This is a genomic window from Burkholderia sp. Ax-1724 (genome assembly GCF_011752995.1).
In the GTDB taxonomy this organism is placed as follows: Bacteria; Pseudomonadota; Gammaproteobacteria; order Burkholderiales; family Burkholderiaceae; genus Paraburkholderia.
Map to the genome: position 1 here is coordinate 203,359 of NZ_VWWL01000003.1, position 17,294 is coordinate 220,652.

13 protein-coding genes are annotated in these 17,294 nt (G+C 64.6%); 8 read left to right on the top strand and 5 right to left on the bottom strand.

From position 1 onward, the window contains the following. Positions 1 to 194: 194 nt before the first annotated feature. The 3 genes from ompR (at position 195) to F3J19_RS04965 (ending at position 3,238) form a co-directional block, all read left to right on the top strand. Entirely contained in the window at positions 195 to 920 is a 726-nt protein-coding gene (gene ompR / locus F3J19_RS04955; protein WP_033379433.1) for a two-component system response regulator OmpR, read from the top strand. A 208-nt stretch (positions 921 to 1,128) separates the two neighbouring features. Continuing rightward, positions 1,129 to 2,478 carry an ATP-binding protein gene (locus F3J19_RS04960; protein WP_167038387.1) on the top strand — a complete coding sequence of 450 codons (1,350 nt, stop codon included), beginning with the start codon at positions 1,129 to 1,131 and terminating at the stop codon, positions 2,476 to 2,478. A 211-nt stretch (positions 2,479 to 2,689) separates the two neighbouring features. After that, complete coding sequence (locus F3J19_RS04965; RefSeq protein WP_167038389.1) at positions 2,690 to 3,238, top strand: peroxiredoxin; 549 nt, start codon at positions 2,690 to 2,692, stop codon at positions 3,236 to 3,238. Between the two features lie 231 nt (positions 3,239 to 3,469). On the opposite strand, the gene ispF is transcribed toward F3J19_RS04965, so the two are convergent. Continuing rightward, on the bottom strand, positions 3,470 to 3,949 hold the full coding sequence (ispF, locus tag F3J19_RS04970; RefSeq protein ID WP_167038391.1) for a 2-C-methyl-D-erythritol 2,4-cyclodiphosphate synthase: 480 nt from the start codon (positions 3,947 to 3,949) through the stop codon (positions 3,470 to 3,472). Between the two features lie 106 nt (positions 3,950 to 4,055). Continuing rightward, on the bottom strand, positions 4,056 to 4,769 hold the full coding sequence (gene ispD / locus F3J19_RS04975) for a 2-C-methyl-D-erythritol 4-phosphate cytidylyltransferase (protein WP_167038393.1): 714 nt from the start codon (positions 4,767 to 4,769) through the stop codon (positions 4,056 to 4,058). 122 nt (positions 4,770 to 4,891) lie between these two features. On the opposite strand from ispD, the gene mfd reads away from it, so the two are divergent. The 4 genes from mfd (at position 4,892) to mscL (ending at position 11,611) form a co-directional block, all read left to right on the top strand. Beyond that, on the top strand, positions 4,892 to 8,374 hold the full coding sequence (gene mfd / locus F3J19_RS04980) for a transcription-repair coupling factor (protein ID WP_167038395.1): 3,483 nt from the start codon (positions 4,892 to 4,894) through the stop codon (positions 8,372 to 8,374). 275 nt (positions 8,375 to 8,649) lie between these two features. Further along, positions 8,650 to 9,873, top strand: coding sequence for an acetylornithine deacetylase (gene argE / locus F3J19_RS04985; protein ID WP_167038397.1), 1,224 nt, complete (start codon positions 8,650 to 8,652; stop codon positions 9,871 to 9,873). A gap of 155 nt (positions 9,874 to 10,028) precedes the next feature. Further along, complete coding sequence (locus tag F3J19_RS04990) at positions 10,029 to 11,063, top strand: threonine/serine dehydratase (protein WP_167038399.1); 1,035 nt, start codon at positions 10,029 to 10,031, stop codon at positions 11,061 to 11,063. A 101-nt stretch (positions 11,064 to 11,164) separates the two neighbouring features. Continuing rightward, on the top strand, positions 11,165 to 11,611 hold the full coding sequence (mscL, locus tag F3J19_RS04995) for a large conductance mechanosensitive channel protein MscL (RefSeq protein WP_167038401.1): 447 nt from the start codon (positions 11,165 to 11,167) through the stop codon (positions 11,609 to 11,611). A 217-nt stretch (positions 11,612 to 11,828) separates the two neighbouring features. On the opposite strand, the gene F3J19_RS05000 is transcribed toward mscL, so the two are convergent. From F3J19_RS05000 to F3J19_RS05010, 3 genes are all read right to left on the bottom strand, one after another. Further along, positions 11,829 to 13,805, bottom strand: coding sequence for a response regulator (locus tag F3J19_RS05000; protein WP_167038403.1), 1,977 nt, complete (start codon positions 13,803 to 13,805; stop codon positions 11,829 to 11,831). Between the two features lie 113 nt (positions 13,806 to 13,918). Beyond that, on the bottom strand, positions 13,919 to 14,419 hold the full coding sequence (locus tag F3J19_RS05005; protein WP_167038405.1) for a response regulator: 501 nt from the start codon (positions 14,417 to 14,419) through the stop codon (positions 13,919 to 13,921). Positions 14,420 to 14,528: 109 nt separating this feature from the next. Continuing rightward, entirely contained in the window at positions 14,529 to 16,139 is a 1,611-nt protein-coding gene (locus tag F3J19_RS05010) for an ATP-binding protein (RefSeq protein WP_167038407.1), read from the bottom strand. A 372-nt stretch (positions 16,140 to 16,511) separates the two neighbouring features. Here F3J19_RS05010 and F3J19_RS05015 point away from each other — a divergent pair, with 372 nt between their 5' ends. Continuing rightward, complete coding sequence (locus tag F3J19_RS05015) at positions 16,512 to 17,003, top strand: hypothetical protein (protein ID WP_167038409.1); 492 nt, start codon at positions 16,512 to 16,514, stop codon at positions 17,001 to 17,003. The last annotated feature ends 291 nt before the right edge of the window (positions 17,004 to 17,294 follow it).

The following is a 17,294-nucleotide window of genomic DNA, read 5'->3' on the forward strand; positions in this document are numbered from 1 at the left end:
TGTACAAACCCCGGTAACAGCCGGGTACGAAAGTTTTGTCGAGTGAAGTATCCACCGAACGGCCGCCTTCAGTAAAGAAGTCTAAACGCCCCTACTTTACGTCGTGCCACACTGCGGGTAAATTTTGTAACTGACTGTAACCCCAGAAATGGTGTAACCGCGCACCACTTTCTAATCGCGCTAAGATGCCGACCATGGAAACCAAAAACCCTTCGAAAATCCTCGTCGTCGACGACGATCCACGCCTGCGCGATCTGCTGCGCCGCTACCTCGGCGAACAAGGCTTCAATGTCTACGTCGCCGAAAACGCGCCGTCGATGAACAAGCTGTGGGTACGCGAGCGCTTCGATCTGCTGGTGCTCGATCTGATGCTGCCCGGCGAGGACGGCCTGTCGATCTGCCGCCGTCTGCGCGGCAGCAACGACCGCACGCCGATCATCATGCTGACGGCCAAGGGTGAGGATGTCGATCGCATCGTCGGCCTTGAAATGGGCGCGGACGATTATCTGCCCAAGCCGTTCAATCCGCGCGAGCTGGTCGCGCGCATTCACGCGGTGCTGCGTCGCCAGTCGCCGTCCGAATTGCCGGGTGCGCCCTCGGAGACGACCGAAGTATTCGAGTTCGGCGAATTCGCGCTCAATCTCGCGACGCGCACGCTCACGAAGGCCGGCCAGGAAATTCCGTTGACCACGGGCGAATTTTCGGTGCTCAAGGTGTTCGCGCGTCATCCGCGTCAACCGCTTTCGCGTGAAAAGCTCATGGAGCTCGCACGCGGCCGCGAATACGAAGTTTTCGACCGCAGCCTCGACGTGCAGATCTCGCGTTTGCGCAAGCTGATCGAACCCGATCCGGGCAGCCCGCGCTTCATTCAGACCGTGTGGGGTCTGGGCTACGTGTTCATCCCCGACGGTGCAGCCTGACCATGCACCCCACGGCGGTGTCGACCGGAGTTGGCGCTTTAGCGCCTACTCCGGTCCCATGCGCTTTGTCGCGGTCGATCAGAGTTGGCGCGTCAGCGCCTACTCTGATCCCATGCGCCCCGCCGCACTCGACCGGAGCAAGTGCAAAGCACCCGCTCCGATCTCACACAAAATAGTTGCTGTCCTTGATCTCTCATAAGAAGGGCCCATGCGGATCGACCGGCGCCTCCTGACGCTCGCGTTCGGCGGCCTTTTCTGGCGGACTTTTCTGCTGATCGCGCTGTTGATCGCAGTCAGTCTCGCCGCGTGGTTCCAGAGCTTTCGCGTGATCGAGCGCGAGCCGCGCGCGCAGCGCGTGGCTTTGCAACTCGTCGCGATCGTCAAGCTCACGCGCACCGCACTCCTCTATTCCGACCCCGACCTGCGGCGCGCGCTGCTGCAGGATCTGGAGAGCAATGAAGGGGTGCGCGTGTATCCGCGCGAAGCCACCGACAAATACAAGCTCCAGCCCGACGAATCGCTGAACCGCCTGATCGAGCACGACATTCGCGGCCGTCTCGGCGACGACACCGTGATCGCGCAAAGCGTGAACGACATCAACGGCGTATGGATCAGCTTCAAGATCGACGACGACGACTACTGGGTCGCGCTCGACCGCGATCAGCTCGACAATGCCACGGGTCTGCAATGGGCCGGCTGGGGCGTGTTCGCGCTGGCGCTGTCGCTGTTCGGCGCGGCGTTCATCACGAGTCTCGTGAACCGGCCGTTCGCGCGTCTCGCGATGGCCGCGCGCAAGGTCGGCTCGGGGCAGTCGCCCGAGCCGCTGCCGGAGCGCGGCATGGGCGTGGCCGCCGAAACCAATCGCAGCTTCAACCAGATGGTGCGCGACCTCGAACAGCTCGAAGCCGACCGCGCGCTGATGCTCGCGGGCATCTCGCACGATCTGCGCACGCCGCTCGCGCGGTTGCGCCTCGAAACCGAAATGAGCCCGTCCGATCAGAGCACGAAGGACGCGATGGTCGACGACATCGAGCAGATGGACATGATCATCGGCCGCTTCCTCGATTACGCGCGGCCGGTGCAGCGCGTGCCGGAGCCCGTCGATCTCTCCGTGATCGCGGGCGAGATCGCCGCGCGCATGCAGAGCGAGGACAGTATGCGGCTCATCACGCGGCTCGCGCCGTCGGCGGTGATCGAGGCCGACGAAACCGATATGCGGCGCGTGGTCGGCAACCTGCTCGAGAATGCGCGCAAATACGGCAGCAGCGACGAGGACGGCATTCCGCACGTGATTCTCGAAACGCGTGTCTCGCATTCGCGGGTGGAACTGTCGGTCGTCGACGAAGGCCCCGGCATCCCCGAAGACCAGCTCGCGCTCGTCACACGGCCGTTCTATCGCGTCAATTCGGCGCGCACCCAGGCCAACGGCACGGGCCTCGGCATGGCGATCGTGCAACGGCTCGTCGCGCGCTATCGCGGCGCCTTGCGGCTGCGCAATCGCACGCCCGGACCGGGGCTCGAAGTCACGATCGAATTTCCGCTCGCGAAAGGCGCCTGAGCCGACGCGCGCGCGGCGCCATGCCGCCCCGGCATGAAGCCCGAATCGCGCGCAATGCGGCTCGACGCCCGCCGCCGCGTACCGATTCGTCGGCAGCCGGCTCTTGAAGCGACGGCCCGATAAATCTAGAGTGAACCCGGTGGCACCCGCCGCGCGGGATGGCCCGTGAACTTCCAGGCATGCCGTTGTCGACTTCCGAAGGAGCACCCGCATGAAAACCGTTGGCGATAAACTCGAAGCGTTCACGGTCACTGCCGCCAAGCCGGGCTTCAATCATCACGAGGAACACGGCGTCTCGGCGTTCGAGGACATCACCGAGCAGTCGTTTCCAGGCAAGTGGAAAATCATCTACTTCTATCCGAAGGATTTCTCGCTGGTCTGCCCGACGGAAATCGTCGAGTTCGGCAAGCTCGTGAAGGAATTCGAGGACCGCGAGGCGGTGCTGCTCGGCGGCAGCGTCGACAATGAATTCGTGAAGCTCGCGTGGCGCCGCGAAAACAAGGAACTCGACCGGCTGAACCACTACTCGTTCGGCGACGTGAAGGGCGAACTGATCGACCAGCTCGGCGTGCGCGACCAGGAAGCGGGCGTCGCGCTGCGCGCAACCTTCATCGTCGATCCGGACAACACGATCCAGCATGTGTCGGTCAATAATCTGAACGTCGGCCGTAGCCCCATGGAAGTGCTGCGGATTCTCGACGGCTTGCTCACGGACGAATTGTGTCCGAGCAACCGGACGATCGGCGGCGCAACGCTGTAAGTGCTGCCGCCGGCCGCACGACACGACACGACATGACACGACATGACACGACACGACATGACATGACATGACAAAAGCCCACCGGTCTGCAATAACGGTGGGCCTCTTTATCCATTCCCCTGGCGGGGAAAAATCTCGGGCGAGTTGCGCCTGATGACAGGCACGCGCGCTCGTGTTGTCGCTCGTGCTGTATTTCCCGGCAGCGCGCGATGCCGCTGCCGGCAGACCCGCTCACTTCCTGACCAGCAGCACCGCGGCCTGCGCTTCGATCCCCTCGCCCCTGCCGAGGTAGCCGAGCTTCTCGTTCGTCTTCGCCTTGACGTTGACGAGCTCGATCGGCAAACCGAGATCGGCCGCGATATTCGCGCGCATGCCGTCGATATGCGGCGCAAGCTTCGGCGCCTGGGCGATCACGCTGCTGTCGACGTTGCCGATCGAAAAGCCCGCCGCCCTCACGCGCGCCACGCATTCGCGCAGCAGCACGCGGCTGTCCGCGCCGGCGAACTGCGCGTCGGTGTCGGAGAAATGGCGGCCGATATCGCCGAGCGCGGCCGCGCCGAACAGCGCGTCGGTGATCGCATGCAGCAGCACGTCCGCATCCGAGTGGCCGAGCAGCCCGCGCTCGTACGGAATCGTCACGCCACCGATAATCAACGCGCGCCCCGGCACCAGCGCATGCACGTCATAGCCCTGCCCAATCCTGAAATCCATTTGCGTCACATCCTCAAGTACTGAAGCTTTAAAGCTTTTTTGAATCGTCGTCGATGCCGGCCGGCGAACCGCCGACCCGGCACCGATCCAACGCCGACGAGCAATCTCACGACGCCGCGCCGCGGCTCAGAATCGCCTCGGCCAGCTCGAAATCCTCGGGATACGTCACCTTGAAATTGCGCAGGCTGCCTTGCACGAGCTTCGGCGCATGGCCCGACCATTCGATCGCGCTGGCCTCGTCGGTCAGATCGTGGCCCTCGGCCTGGGCGCGCAGGATCGCCTCGCGCAGCATGCCGATGCGGAACATCTGCGGCGTCTGCGCCTGCCACAGCCCGTCGCGCGCTTCGGTGCGGGCGATGCGGCCATCGTGGGACGCGCCGTCGATGCGCTTCAGCGTATCGGCGACCGGCAGCGCCATGATGCCGCCGACCGCGTCGTCCTTGAGCGAGCCGATCAGCGTGCGGATCAGCGCGGGCGTGATGCCGGGACGCGCGGCGTCATGCACGAGCACCCAGTCGTCGTCGTGGGCGCCGAATTCGGCGAGCGCATGGAGGCCGTTGAGCACCGACGCCTGGCGCGACGCACCGCCCGCGCGGCGCACCGCGAAGCGCAGGCCGCCGAAGCGGCGCGCGTCGAAATGCTGGTCGTCGGGCGCGATCACGACGAGGGTCTGGGTGAATTCGCTGCACGCATCGAACGCGGCGAGCGAGTAATGGAGCATGTCGCGACCGGCGACAGTGCGATATTGTTTCGGCATCGCGGCGCCGGAACGGCTGCCGGTGCCTGCGCACGGAATCAGGGCGAAGAGACGGGAAGTCACGAGTGCGGATGCCGCGAAGTCAAAGTAAAGGACGGATTTTATAATAGGTCCTTCGCCATCCATGCTCCGACACGCGTAAACTTGGCCGTTCGTGTGAGACCGAGCCGCTTTTTCTCTTCTTTATGTCAGACATCGCCGCATCCTCGCAGTCCTCCCCGCCCGTCGCGCTCGTCAAGGCCGGCCAGCGTTTCGCCTTCGACGGCACGCGCGGCTCGTCCGACGCGCTGCTGATCGCCCGCTACCATCTCGCCTATCGCGAGAAGATGCCGCTGCTGGCCGTCGTCTGCGAAAGCGCGGTCGATGCGCAGCGGCTCTCGCAGGAAATAGGCTTCTTCGCACCTGAAGCGCGCGTGCGTCTGCTGCCCGACTGGGAGACGCTGCCTTACGATACGTTTTCACCGCACCAGGACCTCGTCTCCGAGCGCCTCGCGACGCTGCACGATCTCGGCGAGGGCCGCTGCGACATCCTGCTCGTGCCGGCCACGACCGCCCTGTACCGCATGCCGCCCGCCTCGTTCCTCGCGGCCTACACGTTCTCGTTCTCGCAAGGCGAACGCCTCGACGAGGCGAAGCTGAAGGCGCAACTGACGCTCGCCGGCTACGAGCACGTGAGCCAGGTCGTGCGGCCCGGCGAATACTGCGTGCGCGGCTCGCTGCTCGATCTGTTCCCGATGGGCTCGCCGCTGCCGTACCGGATCGATCTGTTCGACGACCAGGTCGACTCGATCCGCGCGTTCGATCCCGACACGCAGCGCAGCCTCTATCCGGTCAAGGACGTGCGCCTGCTGCCGGGCCGCGAATTCCCGTTCGACGAAGCCGCGCGCACCGCATTCCGCAGCCGCTGGCGCGAGACCTTCGAGGGCGATCCGAGCCGCGCGTCGATCTATAAGGACATCGGCAACGGCGTGCCGTCGGCGGGCATCGAATACTATCTGCCGCTGTTTTTCGACGACACGGCCACGCTCTTCCACTATCTGCCCGACGGCTCGCAGCTTGCGTTCATCGGCGATCTCGACGCGGCGATCCGGCGCTTCACCAACGACACGAAGCAGCGCTTCAATTTCCTCGCGCACGATCGTGACCGGCCGATTCTCGAACCGCAGAAGCTGTTTCTGTCGGACGAGGATTTCTTCACGCTCGCCAAGCCGTTCGGGCGGCTCGTGCTGCCCATCAACGGCGGCGGCGCCTGGTCGGTCGCGCTGCCGAACCTCGCGATCGACCGCCACGCCGACGACCCCGTCGCGGCCTTGCGCGCGTATCTGGGCACGACGCCGAACCGCGTGCTGTTCGCCGCCGAATCGGCGGGCCGCCGCGAAACGCTGCTGCAACTGCTCGCCGACAATCATCTGAAGCCCGCCTCGGCCGACAGCTTCCAGGACTGGCTCACCGGCGACGCACACTTCTCGCTCGGCGTCGCGCCGCTCGCGAACGGCTTCGCGCTGCCGTGCGACGGCCTCGCGATCATCACCGAAACCGAGCTGTACGGGCCGCTCGCGCGCCGCGCGGGACGCCGCCGCCAGGAACAGGCGAGCAACGTCGATTCGATGGTGCGCGACCTGTCCGAGCTGAAGGTCGGCGATCCGGTCGTGCATTCGCAGCACGGCATCGGCCGCTATATGGGGCTCGTGACGATGGACCTCGGCGAAGGCGAAACCGAGTTCCTGCACCTCGAATACGCGGGCGACAGCAAGCTCTACGTGCCGGTCGCGCAGTTGCACGTGATCTCGCGCTACAGCGGCGCCGATCCCGAAAGCGCGCCGCTGCACTCGCTCGGCTCCGGCCAGTGGGAAAAGGCCAAGCGCAAGGCCGCGCAGCAGATTCGCGACACCGCGGCCGAACTGCTCAATCTCTACGCGCGCCGCGCCGCCCGCTCGGGCCACGCATTCGGGCTCGAACCGAAAGACTACGTGAAGTTCGCCGAGAGCTTCGGCTTCGAGGAAACGCCGGACCAGGCCGCCGCGATCGCGGCCGTGATCGGCGACATGACGAGCGGCAAGCCGATGGACCGGCTCGTGTGCGGCGACGTCGGCTTCGGCAAGACCGAGGTCGCCTTGCGCGCGGCCTTTATCGCGGTGATGGGCGGCAAGCAGGTCGCGCTGCTCTCGCCCACCACGCTGCTCGCCGAGCAGCACACGCAAACTTTCAGCGACCGCTTCTCCGACTGGCCCGTGCGCATCGCCGAACTGTCGCGCTTCAAGTCGGCCAAGGAAGTCAACGCGGCGATCCAGCAGATCAACGAAGGCTCGGTCGACATCGTGATCGGCACGCACAAGCTGCTCTCGTCGGACGTGCAGTTCAAGCGGCTCGGGCTCGTCATCATCGACGAGGAGCATCGCTTCGGCGTGCGCCAGAAGGAAGCGCTGAAGGCGCTGCGCGCCGAGGTCGACGTGCTGACGCTGACCGCGACGCCGATCCCGCGCACACTCGGCATGGCGCTCGAAGGCCTGCGCGATTTCTCGGTCATCGCGACCGCGCCGCAAAAGCGCCTCGCGATCAAGACCTTCGTGCGCCGCGAGGAAGACAGCGTGATTCGCGAGGCGATGCTGCGCGAACTGAAGCGCGGCGGCCAGGTGTACTTCCTGCACAACGAGGTCGAGACGATCGAGAATCGCCGACAGATGCTCGAAGCGCTCGTGCCCGAAGCGCGCATCGCGGTCGCGCACGGCCAGATGCACGAGCGTGAACTCGAACGCGTGATGCGCGATTTCGTCGCGCAGCGCGCGAACGTGCTGCTGTGCACGACGATCATCGAAACCGGCATCGACGTGCCGAGCGCGAACACGATCCTGATCCATCGCGCCGACAAGTTCGGGCTCGCGCAATTGCACCAGTTGCGCGGCCGCGTCGGGCGCTCGCATCACCAGGCGTATTCGTATCTGCTCGTGCACGATCCGCAGGGGCTCACCAAGCAGGCACAGCGCCGCCTCGAAGCGATCCAGCAGATGGAAGAACTCGGCTCGGGTTTCTATCTCGCGATGCACGACCTCGAAATTCGCGGCACGGGCGAAGTGCTCGGCGACAAGCAATCGGGCGAGATTCACGAGATCGGCTTCCAGTTGTATACCGATATGCTCAACGACGCGGTCAAGGCGCTCAAGAACGGCAAGGAGCCTGACCTCACCGCGCCGCTTGCCGCGACCACCGAGATCAACCTGCACACGCCGGCAATCCTGCCGTCGGACTATTGCGGCGACGTGCAGGAGCGTCTGTCGCTCTACAAGCGGCTCGCGAACTGCGAACACAACGATTCGATCGACGGCATCCAGGAAGAATTGATCGACCGTTTCGGCAAGTTGCCGCCGCCGGCACATGCGCTCGTGGAAACGCACCGTCTGCGGCTCGCCGCGAAGCCGCTCGGCATTTCGAAGATCGATGCGGGCGAAGCGGTGATCGGGCTGCAGTTCATCCCCAATCCGCCCGTCGACGCGATGCGGATCATCGAGATGGTGCAGAAGCACAAGCACATCAAGCTCGCGGGTCAGGACAAGCTGCGCATCGAAACGCGCAGCCCCGATCTCGCAGTGCGCGTCGCGACCGTCAAGGAGACCTTGCGCGCGCTCGGTTCGCCGAGCCGCGATACGGCAGCCGCCACGGCTGCGCGTTGAGGCGCCGGGGTGTGCGCAGGCATGGTGCGCACATGGCCGATGCGTCAAGTTGAGTTGAGTCGAGTCGCGCATGAGAGGCGGATCGTGCAACGAAGCATATCGCTCACGCACGCCGCATTACGTACGCCACGTACGGACGATGCAGAAAACGGGGGACGTCCCCCCGTTTTCTGTCTGTCGATGCTGCGCTGCGCCAATGCCGCTTCAGCTGACGAATGCGCTTGCCCGCTTTCGTTTGGGATATGATCGACAGACTAAAATGCCGGAGTCCAGTCATGTCTCATGCCGCTGAAGCAGCGCAATCCTCCACGTCTTCTGCTCCCGCTTCGCCGATTTCCCTCCCCTGGGTCACCCGCCTCGTCTCGATGGACACCGTGAGCCGCAACCCGAATCTCGGCCTCATCGAAACCGTGCGCGACGCATTGCGCACGGCCGGCATCGACGCGACGCTCACGCACGGCAAGGGCGGCAAGTGGGCCAATCTGTTCGCGACGATTCCCGCGCACGATGGCGAAACGAATGGCGGCGTGGTGCTGTCGGGCCACACCGACGTGGTGCCGGTGGACGGCCAGCAGTGGGACAGCGATCCGTTCAAGCCCGAGATTCGCGGCAACAAGCTCTATGGCCGCGGCACCTGCGACATGAAAGGCTTTATCGGCGCGGCGCTCGCACTCGTGCCGGACATGCAGCGCACGAAGCTCGCGAAGCCGATTCACTTCGCGCTGTCGTTCGACGAGGAAGTCGGCTGCGTCGGCGCGCCGCTGTTGATCGCCGATCTGATGAAGCGCGGCGTGAAGCCGGACGGCTGCATTGTCGGCGAACCGACCAGCATGCGCCCGATCATCGCGCACAAAGGCATCAACGCGTATCAGTGCTGCGTGCGCGGCCAGGCCGCGCATTCATCGCTGACGCCCAAGGGCTTGAACGCGATCGAGTACGCCGCGCGCCTGATCTGCTATATCCGCGACATGGCCGACCAGTTCCGCGAGCAAGGCCCGTTCGACGAACTGTACGACGTGCCGTTCAGCACCGCGCAAACCAGCACGATCTCGGGCGGCAACGCGATCAACACGGTACCGGCCGAATGCCAGTTCCAGTTCGAGTTCCGCAATCTGCCGACGCTCGATCCCGAGCAGATTTTCGCGCGCATCGAGACCTACGCGCGCGACACGCTGCTGCCGAAAATGCTGCGCGAGCATCCGTCGGCCGCGATCGAGATCACGAAGATCGCCGCGGCGCCCGGACTCGATTCGTCTGAACAGGCCGCGATCACGCAGCTCGTGCGCGCGCTCACCGCCGATCAGGACAAGCGCAAGGTCGCCTACGGCACCGAAGCCGGACTGTTTTCGAACGCGGGCATTCCGAGCATCGTGTGCGGCCCCGGCGACATCCAGCAGGCGCACAAGGCCAACGAATTCGTCGAACTCGAACAGCTCGCGGCCTGCGAGCGTTTTCTCGGCAAGTTCATTCATAGCATGTCGGTCGAGGCGGCTCGATGAGACGCGCGAAGTAGCGGTGCGCGCAGCAACGGTGCACAAGACAGCGCGGCAAGGCAACGCCGGGCGGCACAAAGTCGTGAGGCAAGGTCCGTCGCACTGAAACTGCACGCCGCGAAACGGGTCTCAGCCATATCGACGACGCCGGAGCTCACGCCATGTCAAGCGCCATGCCTCAGCACACGGATCACACGATCGACGGCGAACCGATCCCCACGCTCGACGAAATCGCCGCGCAGCACTTTGCGTTGACGCCGTGGGTCGTGCGCACGCCAGTATTCGACCGGCTCGATTTTGCATCGCTGCAAGGCACGCCGGTGAATTTCAAGTTCGAACTGCTGCAGGCGGGCGGCAGCTTCAAGGCGCGTGGCGCATTCACGAACCTGCTCGCGCTCGACGATACGCAAAAGAGCGCGGGCGTGACCTGCGTGTCGGGCGGCAATCATGCGGTGGCGGTGGCGTACGCGGCGATGCGTCTTGGCATCGGCGCGAAGGTCGTGCTGTTCAGCGCGGCGAATTCGGCGCGCGTCGCGCTATGCCGCGAGTACGGCGCCGACATCGTCTATGCGGAAGATCTCGCCGAGGCATTCGAACTGGTGCGCCGCATCGAAGCCGAGGAAGGCCGCTATTTCGTGCATCCGTTCAACGGCTATCGCACGGTGCTCGGTTCGGCCACGCTCGGCTACGAATGGGCGACGCAAACGCCCGACCTCGAAGCGGCAATCGTGCCGGTCGGCGGCGGCGGGCTCGCCGCCGGTGTCGCCACGGCGCTGCGGCTCGCGAACCCGAACATCCACGTGTACGGCGTCGAACCCGAAGGCGCGGACGTGATGAGCAAGAGCTTTGCCGCCAACCATACGGTCAGAATGGGCCATATGCACAGCATTGCCGACTCATTGATGTCGCCGCATACCGAGCAATTCAGCTATGAACTCTGCCGCCGTCATATCGATCGGCTCGTCACCGTTTCCGACGATCAATTGCGCGCGGCGATGCTGGTTCTCTTCCAGCAACTGAAGCTCGCCGTCGAACCCGCTTGCGCCGCCGCCACGGCGGCATTGCTCGGACCATTGCGCGAACCGTTGCATGGCCGGCGCGTCGGCGTCCTGCTGTGCGGCACCAACACGGACCCGGTCAGTTTTGCCGCGCATCTCGAACGCGCGCGTCATAGCGCGTCACAGTTTCCGCACTAGCGCGTGCCATCTGAAAGCGTTGCTCGTATTGCGGCTAAAACACTAGCCTATCCGCCTCAGATTGGTATTATTCGGCTATTCATATCTGGGGAGGTACTTCTATGAGCATAGTTAAAGAATTTAAAGAATTTGCCCTCAAGGGCAATGTGATGGATCTCGCTGTCGGTGTGATTATCGGCGGCGCTTTTTCCAGCATTGTTAATTCGGTCGTCAAAGACCTGATCATGCCGATCGTCGGGCTCGCTACCGGCGGCCTCGACTTCTCCAATATGTTCATTCGCCTCGGCGATATTCCGGCGACCTACAAAGGCAGCCCCGGTTCGTACAAGGACCTGCAAACGGCCGGCGTCGCGGTGATCGGCTATGGTTCGTTCATCACGGTGTTGATCAATTTCATCATCCTCGCGTTCATCATTTTCCTGATGGTCAAGTTCATCAACAATCTGCGCAAGCCGGCCGAAGCCGCACCGGAAGAACCGCCGGCGACGCCCGAAGACGTGCTGCTGCTGCGCGAGATTCGCGATTCGCTGAAGAATCAACAGCATTGAAGAGGCAGTGAAACTCCGGTTCGCGGTTTAAAGACTGAAAGCCGGAGTCGAAGCAATACAAACACAAAGGCCTGTTGCGATTGCCGTCGCAACAGGCCTTTGTGTTTTTCCCGATTTTTTCTGCACGAAGCAGCCGGTATGCACCAGCCGTCGCGCCACGCGTACGCCAGCGCATGCCGAAACGTTAAACGTTACGTCAGATCAAAGCACGGACCCCTCAGCCGTCCTTGCGCGCCTTCAACTGCGCCGCGCTGTCGATCATCGTTTCGAGCTGGCCGAAATTGACAGGCTTGGTCAGATGCGAGGTAAAGCCCGCGCTCAGGCAGCGGCGCACGTCCTCGTCGGTGCCGAAGCCGGTCAGCGCCACGGCCGGCGCATCCGAATGCTCGCGGAACGCCTTGACGAAATCGAGGCCGGTGCCGTCGGGCAAGCCGACATCGCTGACGATCAGATCGAAGCGCTGCAATTGCGTCGCGGCGAGCGCGTCATCGACGCGTCCGACCACCGTCACCTCATGGCCGAGGCTGTGGATGAGCTGCGCCATCACCTCGGCGGTATCCGCGTGATCTTCGATCAGCAGCACGGTCAGCGGACTCGCCGGCTGCACGGTGCTCGGCACCACCACGGGCCGCGCCGCGGCGGGCGCGGCCGCGGTCGGCAGCGTGATCGTGAAGGTCGCGCCGCAGTGCGGGCCGGGGCTCTGCGCGATCACGCTGCCGCCATGCACGTCGGTCAGCGCCTTGGTGATCGCGAGGCCGAGACCGAGGCCGCCGAATTGCCGCGTCATGTTCTGGTCGCCCTGCTCGAACGCATTGAACAGCTTGCCGATCTGCTCCGGCTCGATGCCGATGCCGGTATCCTCGACCGAGATCTGCACGTGCATGCGCTCGTCGCGCGTGCGCACGTAGATGTGGCCGCCGTCCGGCGTGAACTTCGCGGCATTGCGAATCAGGTTCCACAGCATCTGTTGCAGACGCGCGCGATCGGCGAGCACGTAGTGATGCGCCGCGTGCTTGTCGATATGCACGTCCTGCTGCTTGACCTGAATCTCGCTGCGAAAGAGCTCGAGCACGCTGTCGATCACTTCGTGGACGTCGACGGTTTCGAGCGACAGCCGCAGCTTGCCGTTCGCGACGCGCGTGAGATCGAGCAGATCGTCGATGAGCCGTGCCTCGAGTTCGACGTTGCGGCGAATCATGCGCACGCTGCCGCGCGCCTGGTCGGGCAGATCGGGGATCATCTCGAGCACGCTCGCGCCCGCGAGCACCGGCGTGAGCGGCGTGCGCAATTCGTGCGACAGCATCGCGAGAAAGCGGTCTTTGGCGCGGTTCGCTTCCTCGGCGGCCTGGCGCGCGGCCTGCTCCGACGCGAGCAGCCGCTCGCGCTCCTCGATCGCCTCGCGCTGCGAATGAATGTCCGTGCAACTGCCGAACCATTTGCTGACGTTGTGCTCGGCGTCGCGCATCGCCACCACGCGCACGTCGAACCAGCGGTACTCGCCATCGTGACGGCGAATCCGCATCTCGTGGCGATAGTCGCCGCTCTGGCTGGCGACGGCCTTGAGCCAGCTGCAGCGAATCTCCTCGCGATCGTCGGGATGCACCGCGTCGAGCCATGCGAGACCGTGAGCGGGACAGGGCTCGGCCATGCCCGTGTAGTCGTACCACTGCTTCGAGAGGAAATCGCAATCGCCGGCCGCGTTGCAGGTCAGCACCAGATGCGGCAGCGCCTCGGACAGCGTGCGGTAATGCAGCTCGCGATCGCGCAACAGCCACGCTTCGTCCGAGGCGCGTTGCAGCCGCACCTGCGACAGCACGCGCTCGACGGCCTCGGGCAGATAGTCGAGATAGTCGCCGGACTTCGGCACCACGTCGGACACCCCGGCGCGCAGCGCTTCGATCACGCGCGATTCGTCGGTGAAGCCGGTCACGAGGATCGCCGGAATGCGCACGCCTTCCGCGCGCAGGCGGCGGAAGAAATCGAGCCCGGTCTCCGGCCCGCTCAGCTGATAGTCGAGCACCAGCAGATCGGGGGCACCGTTCGCGAGCCGGTCGCGCGCGGCCTCGATGCCGGCGCAGATGGCCACCCGGCAGCCGGCGCGTTCGAGCGACTTGCGCGCGAGCCGCAGGATACCTTCGTCGTCGTCGACGACGAGCACATAGGCGGCATGCGGCGTGGATACTTCGTCGGTCATGCAGGTCTTCTCTGGCTAGGTTCGGTGCTTATCTTGTCACGAATGGCTTTCGGTCAGCTTCATGCGGCCTGTCCACGGACTTGTCCCATAGACCGTGGGCGCCGGCGGCCGGGTCAGGACGGCGCCAACCGATGCCCCGGCGGCAGCTTGACCACTTGCAGGAAAAAGCCGAGCCGGCGTACCGCTTCGATGAACACGTCGTATTCGACCGGCTTGCAGATGTAGACGTTGCAACCGAGCTCGTAGCAGCGCGCGATTTCGCGCGGATCGTCGGTCGTGGTCAGCACGATCACCGGCACCGCAGCGGTTTCGGGCGCTTCCTTCAGACGCCGCAAGACCTCGAAGCCGTCCACGCGCGGCATTTTCAGATCGAGCAGCACGACGAGGTTTTCGAGCGTTTCGTGCGGCGGAAAAGGATTGCCGTCGGTATCGCGCGGGGCGCCCGCGGATGCCGGGCCGAAAAAATAATCGAGTGCCTGCTGGCCGTCGCGAAAGCGCACGAAACCGTTCGAAATGCCGGCGCGACGCAAATTACGCTCGACGAGCGTCGCATGGCCGTCGTCATCTTCGATCAGCACGATGCTGACCGTTTGCGCGTGACTCGCGTGACTCATATGCTCTCCCTGCTGAACCGTGCCGGCGACCGGTCAGGCTGACTGCTGCCGACGTTCGCATCGCTTCTGTGCTGCGTTTGTGCAACATTTGTGCTGCGTTCGTTCTGCCTCAAAGCCGTATCGGCTGCTCGGGCAGCACCACGAAAAACGTCGAGCCCGCGCCTTCGGCCGACTCGACCCATACGCTCCCGCCATGCCGCTCGACCGTGCGCCGCACCACCGCGAGGCCGATGCCCTCGCCGCTCGCCACGTCGCCATGCAGACGCTGGAACGCGCGAAACACCTTCGACAGATACGCGGCCGGAATGCCGAGCCCGTTATCGCGGACGTAATACGTGCGCATGCGCACCGCGCGCGGCTCGCTGGCGTCGACGGGTTCGAGTTCGAGCGCGCCGATCTCGATGCGCCCGCGCCGCGCCGGGTCCAGAAAATTCAGCGCATTGCCGATGAGATTGCCGAAGATCTGCTCGACCGCCGCCGGATCGCCCCACGCGGGCGGCAGATCGCGCACCGTGACGACCGCCTCGCGCTGACTGATCGTCCCCTGCAGCGCCTCGACGACCCGGTCCACCGCACGCCCGACGCTCACGCGCTGCCACTGGTATTCGAGCCGGCCCGCGCGCGAAATGCGCAGCAGCGCGTCGATGATCGACGCCGCGCGCGCCACCGCGGTGCGCAGATAGTACAGCGACTCGCGCACGTCGCCATCGAGAATGTGCTTCATGCGGTGCTCTTCGCCCGCCGGCAGTCCGGCGCTCGCGACGATGCCGTCCAGCTCGTCGCACGAGACGTGCAGCTCCTTCGAAAAGCCTTGCAGGTTCACGAGCGGCGAGCGCAGATCGTGCGACACGCTGTAGATGAACATTTCGTTGTCTTGCGTTTCCTGGCGCAACTCGTCATTGACCGCCGCCAGTTCGTGCGCGCGCGCTTCGAGTTGCGCCTTCAGCGCAGCCTGCTCGGCCTCGGCCTCGCGCAGACGCGCCTCGGTCTGATGCAGCACGACGTCGAGCGCGGCGATTTCGTCGCTGCCCGAGAGCGGCGCCGCGAGCGGCCGCCCACTGCCGAGACGCTCGGCATTATCGGTCAGCACTTCGAGACGCCGGCCGATGCTGCGCGCGAACACGATCGCGGTGGCCGCCCAGATCAGCATCGAGCCGAACACGGCGGCGATCAGCGCGTATTGCTGGCTCTCGCGCCGCTGCGCGAGCGCGATCGAGCGCTCGACGTCGAGCCGCGACGCCTCGGCGCCGAACGCGGCCAGCTCGTCGCGAAACCCGGCGACCTGCTGCGGCAATGGGCCGCTTTCGAGCGCGAGGTAGGGGCTCAGACTGCGGCGCTCGTGCAGCGCCTGCGAGATCGCGACGCTCTGCTCGCGGTAGGCGTCGATCGCGCGCCGCATGTTATGCACGCGCTCGGCCTGCTGCGGCGTGTCGGCGACCAGCGTGTCGAGCTTCGCGAGCCGGTCGCTGAGGTCGACCCACACCGCGCGGCGGTCGATCAACGAAGCGTCGCCGGTCACCATGGCCGTGCGCACGCGCGCCGCCTGGCGCAGCAGCGGATCGACGATGGCCGACGACTGGTAAAGAATCTGCTTGCTGTTATCGACCCATTGCGCGGCCTGCGCGGTCTGCTCCTGCGTATCGAAGACGATGCCGAGCAGCGCGAGTTCGACCACGCTCGGCACCGCAATCAGCAGCAGACCCTTGGTGAATAGTTTCATGTTCCCGCAAGCGCGTTCAGACGGCCGTTTAAACCGTGGCGGCTCGCGCGCGCCCGTCGCGCCCGCGATGCTGGCGCAGCGCGACCAGACGGGCCATTATCGACGTGAATTCGAGATATTTCAACGTAGCGTCAAGAAGCGCTCTCGCACACAAAAATGACTTTTTTATTGGCACGGGATGTTTTTTCGGCGCCTCGTGAGTCTATGATGGAGAGAACATGTGCTGGGAAGCGAAAGCGCGCAGCAAGGCGATTCGGCATGATTCGTGCGGGAAACGGTGAGGCGACGCAGGCAGTCGAATCATCGTGAATCCGGCCTTCTCGTATGCTATAAAAGATCGACGTGCGGCGCGCGAAAGCCGGGAGTGGTCGCATGAGGACGCAGCGTTTCTTGCAATTCTTTTTCAGGCGAATTTTTATGTCCTTCCCGAAAAAGCGTAGGCGCGCGAAGGTGGACGGCGACGAGTCGTTCCTCGCGGTCCTACGGCATTTCAAGCCGTTCGGTCAGCTCGACACCAAGATTGCGCGTGCCCGCTCGCAAGACGAGCCGGTTCTCTATGCGCATGTGCTGCCCGGGCTCGACGTGCTTCTGTGCAGCGTACGCGGCGCGCAGCCGCCCTATCCCGCGCCGGCCGAATTGCGGCGGCGCTGCATCGAATCGATCACCAACGCACTGGAACAGCCGCTCGACGGGCTCGAGAACGGCGGCTACTGGTACGAGGCGGATGGCTTCGGCTTCCTCGTGTTTGCCAGCCGCGCGCGCAGCAAGATCCTGACCGAATTCGGCGCGACGCGGGCCGGCACCCGGCGCGGCGTGCGGCGCCTCGATGCGGCGGGAGACGCCACGCCGCGTTCGCTCAGGTAGCGTGCTCGGGTAGCGTCTTTAGCGCGACACGTCAGCCAACACTTCAGGCTGGCTGAAGATCAGGGCTGCTGACGGGCTGCGGGTGTGACGCGGCCGACTGTCGCGTGCTGGGGTTTTCCCGCGTTGCCGTTTCTCTTATCGTTCTTTTTCGAGCAAGGCCGCCGTGTCGAACACCGCGGCCTTGTTTTTCTCTTTCGCTGTGCTCTGTGTCCTGCGCCGCAGCCTCCGGCCGAAACCGTGACGGTGCCATCCGATAGCCGTGCGCCCCTTGTTCGCTCATCGCATCGTCGA

Excerpts from the sequence above, each read along its gene's own strand:
- ompR (WP_033379433.1), top strand. The coding sequence starts at position 195 with ATGGAAACCAAAAACCCTTCGAAAATCCTCGTCGTCGACGACGATCCA.
- F3J19_RS04960 (WP_167038387.1), top strand. The coding sequence starts at position 1,129 with ATGCGGATCGACCGGCGCCTCCTGACGCTCGCGTTCGGCGGCCTTTTC.
- F3J19_RS04965 (WP_167038389.1), top strand. The coding sequence starts at position 2,690 with ATGAAAACCGTTGGCGATAAACTCGAAGCGTTCACGGTCACTGCCGCC.
- ispF (WP_167038391.1), bottom strand. The coding sequence starts at position 3,949 with ATGGATTTCAGGATTGGGCAGGGCTATGACGTGCATGCGCTGGTGCCG.
- mfd (WP_167038395.1), top strand. The coding sequence starts at position 4,892 with ATGTCAGACATCGCCGCATCCTCGCAGTCCTCCCCGCCCGTCGCGCTC.
- argE (WP_167038397.1), top strand. The coding sequence starts at position 8,650 with ATGTCTCATGCCGCTGAAGCAGCGCAATCCTCCACGTCTTCTGCTCCC.
- F3J19_RS04990 (WP_167038399.1), top strand. The coding sequence starts at position 10,029 with ATGTCAAGCGCCATGCCTCAGCACACGGATCACACGATCGACGGCGAA.
- mscL (WP_167038401.1), top strand. The coding sequence starts at position 11,165 with ATGAGCATAGTTAAAGAATTTAAAGAATTTGCCCTCAAGGGCAATGTG.
- F3J19_RS05000 (WP_167038403.1), bottom strand. The coding sequence starts at position 13,805 with ATGACCGACGAAGTATCCACGCCGCATGCCGCCTATGTGCTCGTCGTC.
- F3J19_RS05005 (WP_167038405.1), bottom strand. The coding sequence starts at position 14,419 with ATGAGTCACGCGAGTCACGCGCAAACGGTCAGCATCGTGCTGATCGAA.
- F3J19_RS05010 (WP_167038407.1), bottom strand. The coding sequence starts at position 16,139 with ATGAAACTATTCACCAAGGGTCTGCTGCTGATTGCGGTGCCGAGCGTG.
- F3J19_RS05015 (WP_167038409.1), top strand. The coding sequence starts at position 16,512 with ATGAGGACGCAGCGTTTCTTGCAATTCTTTTTCAGGCGAATTTTTATG.